Annotated in this window: 10 protein-coding genes; 9 read left to right on the top strand and 1 reads right to left on the bottom strand. The window is 43.3% G+C overall.

The features are described from left to right. Window positions 1-68 precede the first annotated feature (68 nt). From allC to arcC, 7 genes are read left to right on the top strand one after another with little or no spacing between them, the layout of a single operon-like run. Window positions 69-1,298, top strand: coding sequence for an allantoate deiminase (gene allC, locus E6139_RS17925; RefSeq protein WP_316404837.1), 1,230 nt, complete (start codon window positions 69-71; stop codon window positions 1,296-1,298). Window positions 1,299-1,314: 16 nt separating this feature from the next. Continuing rightward, window positions 1,315-2,100 (top strand): (S)-ureidoglycine aminohydrolase, encoded by a 786-nt coding sequence (gene allE, locus E6139_RS17920; protein ID WP_316404835.1) that lies wholly within the window; start codon window positions 1,315-1,317, stop codon window positions 2,098-2,100. A gap of 20 nt (window positions 2,101-2,120) precedes the next feature. Further along, window positions 2,121-3,185, top strand: a complete 1,065-nt coding sequence (gene allD, locus E6139_RS17915; protein WP_316404833.1) for an ureidoglycolate dehydrogenase — start codon at window positions 2,121-2,123, stop codon at window positions 3,183-3,185. 19 nt (window positions 3,186-3,204) lie between these two features. Further along, window positions 3,205-4,962, top strand: coding sequence for an acyl-CoA synthetase FdrA (gene fdrA / locus E6139_RS17910; protein ID WP_316404831.1), 1,758 nt, complete (start codon window positions 3,205-3,207; stop codon window positions 4,960-4,962). A gap of 14 nt (window positions 4,963-4,976) precedes the next feature. Then, a complete protein-coding gene (locus E6139_RS17905) occupies window positions 4,977-6,239 on the top strand; it encodes a DUF1116 domain-containing protein (RefSeq protein WP_316404829.1) in 1,263 nt (420 codons plus the stop codon). Between the two features lie 13 nt (window positions 6,240-6,252). Beyond that, window positions 6,253-7,110, top strand: coding sequence for a DUF2877 domain-containing protein (locus tag E6139_RS17900; RefSeq protein ID WP_316404827.1), 858 nt, complete (start codon window positions 6,253-6,255; stop codon window positions 7,108-7,110). A 10-nt stretch (window positions 7,111-7,120) separates the two neighbouring features. Next, window positions 7,121-8,059 carry a carbamate kinase gene (gene arcC, locus E6139_RS17895; RefSeq protein ID WP_316404825.1) on the top strand — a complete coding sequence of 313 codons (939 nt, stop codon included), beginning with the start codon at window positions 7,121-7,123 and terminating at the stop codon, window positions 8,057-8,059. A 31-nt stretch (window positions 8,060-8,090) separates the two neighbouring features. Here arcC and E6139_RS17890 read toward each other — a convergent pair whose 3' ends face one another. Then, a complete protein-coding gene (locus tag E6139_RS17890) occupies window positions 8,091-9,725 on the bottom strand; it encodes a PucR family transcriptional regulator (protein WP_316404823.1) in 1,635 nt (544 codons plus the stop codon). A gap of 129 nt (window positions 9,726-9,854) precedes the next feature. Here E6139_RS17890 and E6139_RS17885 point away from each other — a divergent pair, with 129 nt between their 5' ends. Together E6139_RS17885 and allW are read left to right on the top strand one after the other, a co-directional pair. Then, window positions 9,855-11,066 carry an alanine--glyoxylate aminotransferase family protein gene (locus E6139_RS17885; protein ID WP_316404822.1) on the top strand — a complete coding sequence of 404 codons (1,212 nt, stop codon included), beginning with the start codon at window positions 9,855-9,857 and terminating at the stop codon, window positions 11,064-11,066. 234 nt (window positions 11,067-11,300) lie between these two features. Continuing rightward, entirely contained in the window at window positions 11,301-12,782 is a 1,482-nt protein-coding gene (gene allW / locus E6139_RS17880) for an allantoin permease (RefSeq protein ID WP_316404821.1), read from the top strand. Window positions 12,783-12,811: the final 29 nt, after the last annotated feature.

Below are 12,811 nucleotides of genomic sequence, written 5' to 3'. Positions count from 1 at the left end.
TTATGAACAATGAAGTTAAAAGTATTACCGCTTACAATAAGTGTAATCAATAAAGGGAGGCTCATGGAATGACCTTAGAAAATCGTCTAGATAAAAATATTCATGCATTGTCGCAGATAGGCAGTGATCCAACGGGAGGGATGACGCGACTGCTCTACTCTGATTCTTGGCTAGAGGCCCAAAAATTTGTTGAAGGACAAATGCAGGAGATCGGGCTGGAGATTTCATTTGATGCAATCGGAAACTTATTCGGTCGTGTGACGGGGACAAAATATCCTGAGGAAACGATCCTTTCTGGGTCCCATATCGATACCGTTGTTAATGGCGGTACGTTAGATGGTCAATTTGGCGTAATGGCAGCGTATCTTGCGGTTCAGCATTTATTGGAAACCTATGGCAAACCTTTGCGTTCATTGGAAGTCATTTCGATGGCTGAAGAAGAAGGAAGTCGTTTCCCGACAGTCTTTTGGGGAAGTAAAAACTTTGTCTGTGAAGCATCCAGAGAACAGGTGGAAGAGATTGCCGACTCTGAAGGTGTGAAATTTGTTGATGAAATGCGCCGTCAGGGTTTTGATTTCGCTGATGAAGCAAGAGCAAGACGCAAGGATATCAAAGCATTTGTTGAGATTCACATTGAACAAGGAAATGTGTTAGAAAATGAGGAATTACAAATCGGTGTGGTGAATAATATCGCCGGTCAAAAGCGCTACACCTTCGTTCTAAAGGGTGAAGCCAACCATGCCGGAACGACTCCGATGGGCTATCGTCGCGATGCAGTCTACGGCTTCTCAAAAATTTGTTCAGGAATTATTGATCGTGCATTTGCTGAGGGCGATCCATTAGTGGTTACTTTTGGCAAGGTCGAACCAAAACCAAATACCGTCAATGTTGTTCCGGGCGAAGTGTTGTTCACGATGGATTGTCGCCATACGGATGCGAATGAATTGAATCGTTTCACCAAAGAAGCGGAAGATTACATGAAGGAAGTAGCTGACGAGCTTGGATTGGCTTTGGAAATCGATCTTTGGATGGATGAAACGCCCGTTCCAATGGACAAGGACGTCGTTGATATCGTCGAACAAGCTGCGAAAACCAAAGAAATGAAATACAAAGTAATGCATAGCGGAGCGGGTCACGATTCACAAGTCATCGCACCACATTATCCGAGTGCCATGATTTTTGTGCCGAGTATCAAGGGTATCAGTCACAATCCAGCAGAAGCGACTGACTTAGCGGATTTGACTGCCGGAGTAGAAGTGCTGGCACAAGCGCTTTATGAATTGGCGTACAAAGAGTAGGAAAGAGGAGAAAAAAATGGGTTACAAAAATAATAACATCGGCTATCTTGACGGCTTATTAGAATCGAGAGCAGTCATCAAGAAAAACAATTATGCGGTCCTTCCCCATGAGGGTTTGGTCAATAACGTGATACCAGGCTTTGAGAATTGTGATTGCTCAATCTTAGGTTCGACAAAGCTTGGAGCAAGCTTTGTGGACTACATCATGACTTTTCATAAGGATGGCAAAAATAAGTTAGGCTTCGGCGGAGAAGGCATCGAAACATTAGTTTACGTGATCGATGGCAAGCTGAAGGTAAGCGACAGCAAGGAAAGCCACACCGTAATCTCTGGCGGATATGTGTATTTACCAGCGGGAGAAAAAATGTTTTTAGCCAATGCACAAGCGGAAGACACAGAGTTCTTCTTATACAAAAAACGCTATCAGCCATTAGAAGGTCACAGTGCCTATAAAGTCGTCGGCAATGCAAATGAGATGGAACCGATTCAGTATGAAGGCATGAAGGATGTACTGCTTTGGGACTTTTTACCAAAGGACTTGGGCTTTGATATGAATTTCCATATCTTATCCTTTGAGCCGGGAGCCAGTCACGGCTATATCGAGACTCATTATCAGGAACATGGTGCTTATCTGCTTTCTGGAAAGGGTATGTACAATTTGGATAACGATTGGCTGCCAGTTGAAAAAGGGGATTACATCTTTATGAGCGCTTATGTTCAACAAGCAGCATATGCAGCTGGACGAGGAGAGCCATTAAAATACGTCTACTCAAAAGACTGTAATCGTGATCCTGAAATTTAGATAAAGGAAGTAGTTTGTAGATGGAAGAAACAACGACTATTCAACCAGCAAGATTACATGAGTTAATTCAAGAAAAGTTGACGCGGGCAGGTTTGAAAGAAGAGCAGGCAGATACAGTGGCGGAGCATTTAGTTTTTGCGGATGCGTGCGGTATCCATTCACATGGTGCGGTGCGGGTAGATTATTATGCAGAACGGATCGCAAAAGGCGGAGTGACTATTGATCCCCAGATTTCTTTTGAACGGACGGGAGCAAGTACCGGAATTGTTCATGGTGATAATGGGGTCGGGCAATATGTGGCACTTCAAGCTTTAGAATATGCGATCGATCAAGCAAAGGAATCTGGCGCAGCGATTGTTGGAGTTAAACGGATCAGTCACTGTGGTGCCCTTTCCTATTATGTAAAGCGGGCTGCGGAAGAAAATCTGATTGCCATCTCGATGTGCCAGTCTGATCCGATGGTTGTTCCATTTGGCGGCTCAGAAAATTATTTTGGCACCAATCCAATCGCGTTTGCGGCTCCTAGAGAATTTGGATCACCGGTTGTTTTTGATATGGCAACAACGGTTCAAGCATGGGGGAAAATTCTTGATGCACGTTCTAAAAATCAAGCGATTCCAGATACTTGGGCGGTCGATAGTAAAGGACAACCAACAACGAATCCCCATGAGGTCAATGGACTGCTGCCAATGGCGGGTCCTAAAGGGTTTGGCTTAATGATGATGGTGGATATCCTATCCGGCATGCTATTAGGACTTCCATTTGGGAAAAATGTTTCTTCTATGTATAGCGACCTAACAGAAAAAAGAAATCTTGGTCAACTCTTTATCTTGATTGATCCTAGACGATTTACCGATCTGCCAAGCTTTAAGCACAGCATGGAAACCATGATTGAAGAATTACATGAGATTGCGCCTGCAGCCGGTTTTAATCAGGTTTACTATCCAGGAGAGACTAATCAAGTCAAATATGATCAGTATACGGTTGAGGGAATTCCCATTGCTAAACAAGTATTAGCCTATTTAGAAAGTGATACGATCCATTTTGATCAATATGGAAAAACTGGAAGCTTTGCAACTAAATAATAGAGAGTGAGGAAATCACGTGTTACATACGATTATTCAAAAAAATAGTTATCAAGATTCGATCGTATTGATGCTGCTAACGAATCGTTTAAATACGCTGAAGGGAGTGGAAAAGGCTTCCGTGATGATGGGCACGCCCGCCAATAAAGATATTTTTAAAACAGGCGGTTTGTATACACCAGAACTGGAGGATGCTTCCTCTAATGATATGGCGATCGTTTTAGAAATTGCAGACCAAGACGAAAAGCTGATTCAAGAAGTCTTGCACAATATTGATGAATTTTTAGCCGAACAAAGCAAGGGCGGCAATGATAAAGGGACAGAAACCGTAAAAACCTGGGATAAAGCTTTAGAGCTCGGTGAAGACGCACATGTTGCCGTCTTTTCAATTCCCGGGACACATGCGGCCTTAGAGATTGAGCATGCATTGAGTGAAGGCAAACACGTCTTCTGCTTTAGCGACAATGTAGCGTTGGAAGATGAAGTTCGGTTGAAGCAAATGGCTCATGAAAAAGGTCTGCTATTAATGGGACCGGACTGTGGTACAGGAATCATCAACGGAATTCCCGTAGCCTTTACCAATGCGGTTCGTAAAGGCAGCATCGGAGTTGTAGGTGCATCTGGAACAGGGATTCAAGAAGTAACGACGTTGATCCATAAATTAGGCGGCGGAGTAACCAACGCCATTGGGACCGGCGGACGTGATTTAAAAGCCGAAGTCGGTGGAATCACGTTGAAGGACAGTGTCGCAACATTGGAAAATGATCCTGAAACAAAAGTCATTGTCGTGATTTCAAAACCACCGGCACCAAGTGTTCGTGACGAGGTGTTGGATCTATTGAGAAGTTCTTCAAAACCAGTCGTGACGATTTTCCTAGGCGAAGAGCCCACAGATCACGAGGAAAATCTATATAGAGCCTACACCTTAGAGGAAGCGGCTGAGATTGCTGTTCAATTAGCGAAAGGAGAAGACGTAATCGAAAAGAATGCTGAACTGGAGGACCCGGGGTATCAATTCACCTCAGAACAAACGGGGATCAAGGGGCTTTATTCCGGTGGAACCTTAGCCTATGAAGCGGCAATGTTAATGAAACGGGCTCTTGGATTGAAGGATAATCAGAAAACAGAAGACGGCTTTATTTTAAAAGACGGTGTTCACGAAATTATTGACTTGGGCGACGATATCTATACACAGGGCAAGCCGCATCCAATGATTGATCCAAGCAAACGTCAAGAAATGCTAGCACAGGCAGCGGATGAACCGACGACAGCAGTGATTTTACTGGATGATGTTTTAGGCTACGGCTCTCATGAAAATATGGCGAAAGAGTTAGCGCCAACGATCAAAGCAATTAAGGAAAAAGCCGCATCTGAAGGCCGAGAGCTAGTTGTCATCGCAACGATCGTCGGTACAGAGGAAGATCCGCAAAATATGGACATGCAGACGAAGATTCTGGAAGAAGCGGGAACGATCCTATGCAATAGCAATGCTCAAGCGGTTAAATTGGCACTACTAATGCTAGGACATCCATTGACACTGCCGAAAAGAAAATTATTACCGAAAAAAGCTAGTGGCAAAACGGAGATAACACCATCAAAAGAGATGATGCGCTTACTTACGAATGACGCCTTCATCAATATTGGCTTACGCAGCTTCTCTGATGCCATCACAAGCCATAACAGTAAAGCCGTTCAATTTGACTGGCAGCCGGTTGCGGGCGGAAATGTCACATTACAAAAAGCCTTACAGTTTTTAAATCAGGCGGAATTGAATTAGGAGGAGAATGAAAAGTGTATAAAACAATTGATGAAGCAAACCAAGCGGTCGCCGCAAAAGTTGTAGCTGGTTCTCCTTTCCTATTAGATGTAGTCCCTGCGAAAACGGTGATCACTGAATTAAATGAAGGAAAAGTCTTATTACATGCCGGGCCGCCAATCCGTTACGATCAAATGATTGATCCGATCCAAGGTGCCTGTGTTGGCGCGGCGTTATTTGAAGGCTGGGGCGAAACAGAAGAAGAGGTGCGTCAACAGCTAGCCTCCGGTGAAGTGACGTTGATCCCTTGCCACCATGTGGATGCGGTCGGACCAATGGGCGGTATCACTTCTGCCAATATGGCGGTATTAGTAGTTGAAAACAAAACAGACGGTAATCGCGCGTACTGCACGATGAACGAAGGAATCGGCGCGGTGCTGCGGTTTGGTGCTTATTCGAAAGAAGTTATCGATCGTCTGCACTGGATGAAAAATACGTTAAGACCAGTTTTGAGCGCTGCTTTAAAAAAGATGGAAAATGGCTTGAATGTCAATGTCTTGGTTGCTAAGGCGATCTCGATGGGCGACGAATTCCATCAACGGAATATCGCCGCATCGTTGGCGTTCTTAAAAGAAGTCGCTCCCGCAATTGTCTCCTTAGAAGGATTCGAGAAAGAGAAGCAAGAAGTCATTCAATTTTTAGCTGACACCGATCAATTTTTCTTAAATGTCATGATGGCTTCAGCCAAAGCAGTGATGGATGGTGCCAGAAAAATCCAAGAAGGAACGATCGTGACAGCGATGTGCCGAAATGGTTATGAGTTTGGTATCAGAATCGCTGGTATGGGCGACGAATGGTTTACTGGTCCGGTGAATACACCGAAGGGCTTGTACTTCTCGGGCTTTAGTGAGGCAGACGCTTCGCCAGATATGGGTGATAGTGCCATCATTGAAACCTTTGGCGTTGGCGGTATGGCAATGATCGCCGCTCCAGCAGTGACACGATTTGTCGGCTCTGGCGGCTTTTACGACGCGTTGAACACTAGTAATGAGATGACGGAAATTTGTATTGACAGCAACCCGAATTTCCCAGTACCAACGTGGGATTTCAAGGGGATTTGTCTAGGGATCGACGCTAGAAAAGTCGTTGAAACAGGGATTCTACCAGTCATTAATACGGGAATAGCGAATAAACAGGCTGGGAAGGGTCAAATCGGAGCCGGTACAGTAACGCCGCCGATTGATTGCTTCGAAAAAGCGGTTCTAGCTTATGCGAAGAAACTAGGATTTAACGAGTAAGGAGGGAAAAACGATGCTGATAGAAGCTTGTTGTGTGGATCAAGAAATATCTAAACGTTCATTTTCGAAAAGCCGCTGGCGTGTTCACAGTAAATTCGGTCGCAGCTTTAACATTCAAGACGAAACCTGTCAGCATCTAGCAGTTGTTGCAGCTGAGCAAAGCGCGGTTGTTCCGAATGGAATCTATTTGAGGGCTTCTGACTTTGAACAATTGTCGGCGGAAATCGCCGTGGATGATTGTTTGATCATTCAAAATCAAGCAATGAAATTTGCGAAAAGCCAGCTGCTTTTAACTGGAAAAAATTATCAGACGTTCCAAAAGCAGCGAACCAAACGGATCAACGAAACTATTTGGGCTGAATATGAATGCTGTATTAGAAGGATTACCAAAGAAACCGGTTATCAAGAAGGGCTGAACACGATTTTTTCTAGTGGAAATCCATTTGTATCAGCAATTGATGATTTGTGCTCAGAACAATTGTCGCTGCAGCGGCAAGCACTTCATTTTCTAATTGGACGCGGTCCGGGGTTAACACCTTCTGGGGATGATATGATCATTGGGCATTTAGCTGCTCGTCTGCTCATTAATAGGAATAATCAAAAGCTGCAAAACTTTTTACGAACCAAAATGACTGCGGTAAATGATTTAACCACCGATGTCAGCAAGCACTATCTGCTTTGCAGCTTGAATCAGCGCTTTAATCAATCCGTATTGAATCTGCAGGGTGCTTTGCTGGATGATTCAAAAGAGCAATTAGAAGAAGCCATTCAGAAGGTGTTGAAAACGGGGCATACTTCGGGAGCAGACTTTTTGGCGGGCTTTACTCGGACACTTAAATGTTTTAATGCAGTTGAAAAAGAAAAAAATTAGGAGGATGAACATGGCAAATCGAGTAGTTATTGCTCTTGGCGGGAACGCCATTTTAAAACCAGGTCAAGCAGAAACAGTCGAAGCACAGCTGGAAAATATCAAAACCAGTGCTGAAATGATCGCAAAAATTGAAAAACTTGATTATCAAATCGTTGTGACCCATGGGAATGGTCCGCAGGTTGGCAACATTTTACGCCAAAATGAGGAAGCGAAAGATATTGTACCGCCGTTTCCTTTAGATGTATGTAATGCCGAATCGCAAGGGTTTATCGGCTATTTAATGGAACAAACGATCAAGAATAAGATCGAAGAAGAAGGCTTGACGAGCGGGGTCGTGACCCTTTTGACGCAAGTTGAGGTATCCCCAGAAGATGAAGCTTTCAAAAAACCAACCAAGCCGATCGGCGTCTTTTATTCAAAAGAAGAGGCTGAAAAAATGTCTAAAGAACGCAATTGGAAAATGATGGAGGATGCCGGACGCGGGTATCGGCGCGTGGTTCCATCCCCTCGACCGTTAACGATCCATGGGGTGAATTCGATCGTGAATTTGCTGAATCAAAATACGATCGTCGTCGCTGGTGGAGGCGGAGGAATTCCTGTTTCCAGAAAAGAAAACGGGTATTTAAGCGGAATTGAAGCCGTTATTGACAAAGATCGCACAGGTAAAAAGCTCTCTGAACAGGTCGATGCAGACGTCTTCATGATGTTGACTGATGTTAGTAATGTCTACATCAATTACGGTAAGCCAAATCAAGAAAAATTAGAGACGATTACGCCAGAAACGGCTCAAAAGCATTTTGAGGACGGTCATTTTGCTGACGGCAGCATGGGTCCGAAAATCGAAGCAGCGATTCATTTTGCCCGTCAAGGTAAAACCTCGATCATCTGTGCTTTGGAAGAAGCAGATAAGGCACTATTAGGCAAAGCAGGTACACGAATAGTTGGGTAAAATGCCCACTATTCGTGTACCTAAAAGTGTTTTATAAATTATCTTCCTCTGATAATTCCAATGCTAAACGTAGATCAAGGCTCACACCGGAATCATGAATATTTTTACCGATCAGCTTGTTGCATTGTTCGATCCGATATTTGATCGTATTGCGATGGACGAACAGTGCTTTCGCGGTCCGAGCAATTTCGCAATGAAAATCAAGATAGTATTTCAAGGTCTTCCGAAGCTCGATCAGCGCTTCTTCTTTTGGATAGGCCAAGTCTTTTAGCGTGATCTCGCAAAAATAAGTAATGTCTGAGGGTCCCATTTTCTCAAAAAGACTGCGCATGCCTTTAGACTGGTATTGGTAAATAAGTGAGCTTGTTGAAAGCTGCTGCATTTCTTCAAAAGCTGTTTTGGCTTCGATAAACGATTTGGCGATATCATCGATCGAATCGTAAATATTGCCTAAACCAAATTGAATCCGGATATCTAATCGATCGGAGAGATCATCCGCGACCATTGCCAGAATATCCTCAAGCCGTTCTTGCTTGTGCTGAATCAAGATCGCGAAATGCTCCGTGTCTTTGACCTTGAAAAGGGTGACATCCTTAATATGATGCGCCAATTTATCACTTAGCCAATTGAAGCTCAGCTGGCTGACTTCTTCCTGATACTTGATTTTCGAATGATGCTTGGACTTCATTTTACAGGCGGCATAGACGACACGATAATGCCGTGCTTTGACTAATCCGTAGGTCGTTCCTAGATCAAGCCAATCGCGCGGTGCCTGATTTGGCGCCTGCTGGATCTCGATCATTCGGCTTAAGAAGTCGGTCTTTAGAACATCGAAGGATTCTTGGACTTTCTGATTCTTATACAACATAAAAGATAAGACCAGCGCAGCTTGTTCTAAAGCAAAGTTTGAAACTGGATAAGGAATTTTTTCTGGATTCAAGATCACTAAATAATGTGGAAAATAATGATTCGGCTCAACCGAAAAATAGGAGACTAAAAAAGTTTTATTGTCTAAATCAGTGATTAAAGTGGAATCATTTTTCTGCGCAACAAAGTCTGGATCGGACAAAGTCAGCTGATCAATATAATATTCAGCCGGTTTAGAGGTTTTTGAAAAATGCTTAGAGGCTGCGTAAACATGACCGTAGGGATCTACTAAAATAACCGGTGTTTTGATCAAACGGCCAAAATCAGAAATAAAACGAGCGATGCTTACATCGTTCACCAGCATATGTGAAAAGCGCTGCTGAATATCTAGAGCGTAATTCAATTGTTCCGTTTTTTTATCCCATAAAAAATTGAGCATTTGGTGCAAAAGACTGCCTAAGGGGATAGAGAGGGGAATCTGAACGATCGGAAACTTCACTTTATTGGCGTATTCGATTACCTGCTCATCGATCTTATCGATGTATCGTCCAATCTTGATTCCAAGACCGGCAGCTTTTTTTTCCTGCAATGAATCAATTAATCCAAAGATCTTGCTTTGATCTGCTTGATAGATCATCGCTGTGGTCAATAGAAATGTGTTTTCTGGAATATAGAAAGAAATATCCGGCGTTTCGCTGATTTCGATACTGTCCACCTGCAGCTTTGCATAATTTGGATCAGTCATCAAAAGCAAGTCGGAAAAACGCGGGAGTTCTAATAAATCAATCAGTGTTCTCATAGGGCACCTCCTGACCAAAGTATATTCAAGGCCTGATAGATATACAAGGTCAATTTGGTTATATTAACTAAAAAATTTTGGTTATTATGCATAAATAACAAACGATAAAAACGAAAAAGAGGGATATATATGTTTTCAGAATTAGTAATACCTAGACGAACAATCATGACACCAGGACCTGTGGAGGCTCATCCAAACGTTTTAAGAGTAATGAGTTCGACCATTCTAGGTCAGTTTGATCCAGCGTTTTTAGCGATTATGGATAACGTTAAGGAAATGATCAAAGTACCATTTGGAACGAAGAATGAACAAGCTTTTGCGATTGATGGGACATCGCGTTCTGGTTTAGAGGCTGCATTAATCGCATTGATTGAGCCTGGTGATAAGGTCTTGATTCCGGTTTATGGACGATTTGCTTATTTATTAGGAGAAATCTGTGAACGGGCAAAGGCCGATATCCAATATCTGAAAAAAGACTGGACCAGTCCTTTTGATCAAGCAGACATCATTGAGGCGATCGATGAATTCCAACCCAAAATTGTCGCGATGGTCCATGGAGAAACAGCGAATGGTCAAATGCAAGGATTGGATCAAATCGGTGCAGCTTGCCGTGAAAGAGAAATCTTCTTCGTGGTCGATATGGTAGCGACCTATGGCGGTGTGCCGCTTTTTGTTGACGAATGGCAGGTCGACATTGCGATCGGCGGAACTCAGAAATGTGTGAGTGTGCCATCCGGTATGTCTTTGATTACCTACAATGATCGGGTTGAAAAAGTTTTGACTAGCCGCTATCAAAAAGAGTTAGGGCTAAGTAAGGTCGATCGCAACGAAAATCATATCAATAATAACTATTTGGATTTGAGCCAGTTGCAACGCTATTGGAACTCTGAGCGGATCAACCATCATACCGAAGCGACCACTATGATCTATGCATTGCATGAAGGCTTACGAGCAATAATAAATGAAGGAATCGAAAATGTTTGGGCTAGACACAAGCTCAATGATGAAGCCATCGTAGCCGGTATTAAGGCGATGGGATTGGATTTCTTCGGCAATGTGGAGACCAAAATGCCGACCGTGACACCGATCATGATTCCGGAGGGCGCTGATGATGGCGAAGCGATCCGCAACATGCTGCTGGAGGTGTTTGGTGTGGAGATTGCTTCTTCGTTTGGCGATTTGAAAGGAAAAGTTTGGCGCATCGGTAATATGGGCTACAGTAGCCGTCGGGAAAATGTTCTTCAGGTGCTGGGCGCATTGGAAGCGGCGATGATCTACCATGGGGCCAAATTGAATGTTGGTGAGGCAGTGAAGGCGGCTTTGAAGGTATATGGTGTTTAAGTAATTGAAGGCGGTTGTTTGATTTTTTTAGTCTATAAAAAATAAAGCAGCCGCCCTTTTTAACCTTCATTTTAGACATTGGATAGCACCTGAAAGCTATCATTGTCTATGTTGTACAAAAAGCACTTTGCATTTTGGTAACTTCAGCTAATGTAGAAACCGCTAAAAACGCTTACAATTTTGGTAGTTAGAAAATGATTAATCGAAGCATGAAAGTTGAAGGAGGAGGAAATAGTGGAGAACAAAGATTATCAGGTTAGCGAGGAAGAAATTGCTCGTTACAAGGAGCGTGGGTACAACGATGACATGCTGCCGAAGACACCTGAAAAACGCAATATGAGCGCAAAGAATTATTTTACTCTGTGGATGGGATCAGTACATAACATTCCTAACTACACTGCTGTTGGCGGATTTCTATTTTTAGGCTTGTCTCCCATCAATGTGATGTTTGCATTGATTGTCAGCGCACTGGTTGTGGCTCTGTTTATGACGATGAACGGACGAGCGGGCTCTAAATACGGAATTCCATTTGCACTGCACTTGCGTTCAACGTATGGGGATGTTGGGGCAAAACTACCAGGATTTCTTCGTGGATGTGTGGCAGCAATTGCTTGGTTCGGCTTACAAAACTATACAGGTTCTTTAGCACTTCTTATCTTAATTGGAAAAGTTTGGCCCGGATTTTTAGCGATTGGCGGTTCTGCCAGCTTCTTTGGAATTGGGATTCCCGGATTGATTGCTTTCACGATTTTCTGGGGAATCAATGTTTTAATCGGAATTGGCGGAGGCAACATACTGAATAAGTTTACCGCTGTTTTAAGTCCATTGATTTATATCGTATTTGGCGGAATGGCGATTTGGGCATTGCGTGTCGCAGGTGGTATTGGACCAATCCTATCATTTGATACCAGTTCTGCTACTCAAAGCATGAATCCGATCTTTGCTTACTTTATGATCATCAACTCCGTTTTAGCTGTTTGGGCGGCGCCGGGAGCCAGTGTTTCTGACTTCACGCAAAACGCGAAATCAACCAAGGATCAAACAGTTGGGCAAATGGCCAGTCTATTAGTTGCTTATGTAATCTTTGCTTTTTCTAGTGTGGCCATTTTGATTGGCGGATCGATTCATTACGGCATTCAAGAGTGGAATGTGCTGAACATCGTTGATCGTTGGGACAACCTCCCAGCCGTTATCATCGCCATGACTGTTTTCTTATTAACGACCATCTCGACAAATGCGACAGGGAATATTATTCCGGCTGCTTATCAGCTTTCGGCCTTATTCCCAAAACGAATCGATTACAAAAAAGGTGTCATTGTAGCGAGCTTGATCAGCTTCGTGATTATGCCTTGGAAGCTGATGGAAAATCAAGACAGTATCTTCTTCTTCTTGAATTCAATTGGTGCCGTACTTGGACCAGTAGCTGGCGTAATGATCGCACACTACTTCTTTATCAAAAAACAAAACATTGATTTGAATGCGCTGTACATGGATCCGAAAGCAGATAACTCCAAAAATATGTATCGCGGCTTAAACCGGCAGGCTTATATCGCAACAATCATCGCCTTGATTGTTTCTTTAAGCGGACAATTTATTCCAGCATTACAAGCAGTTTCAAATGTTTCATGGCTGGTTGGATTCTCCTCTGCATTTGCTATCTACTACGGATTAAGGAAATTAGGCTCTGAAGATAAAACGGAAGAAGCCTTTGATTAATAAAATGAGTTTTAGAGAGGAAGGAAACA

It is taken from the genome of Enterococcus sp. (assembly GCF_032555305.1).
GTDB lineage: Bacteria > Bacillota > Bacilli > Lactobacillales > Enterococcaceae > Enterococcus_A.
This window is presented reverse-complemented; position numbering and strand designations above follow the sequence as displayed.

Bases quoted from the DNA above. Each gene is read 5' to 3' on its own strand.
- allC (WP_316404837.1), top strand. From the start codon at position 69: ATGACCTTAGAAAATCGTCTAGATAAAAATATTCATGCATTGTCGCAG.
- allE (WP_316404835.1), top strand. From the start codon at position 1,315: ATGGGTTACAAAAATAATAACATCGGCTATCTTGACGGCTTATTAGAA.
- allD (WP_316404833.1), top strand. From the start codon at position 2,121: ATGGAAGAAACAACGACTATTCAACCAGCAAGATTACATGAGTTAATT.
- E6139_RS17900 (WP_316404827.1), top strand. From the start codon at position 6,253: ATGCTGATAGAAGCTTGTTGTGTGGATCAAGAAATATCTAAACGTTCA.
- arcC (WP_316404825.1), top strand. From the start codon at position 7,121: ATGGCAAATCGAGTAGTTATTGCTCTTGGCGGGAACGCCATTTTAAAA.
- E6139_RS17890 (WP_316404823.1), bottom strand. From the start codon at position 9,725: ATGAGAACACTGATTGATTTATTAGAACTCCCGCGTTTTTCCGACTTG.
- E6139_RS17885 (WP_316404822.1), top strand. From the start codon at position 9,855: ATGTTTTCAGAATTAGTAATACCTAGACGAACAATCATGACACCAGGA.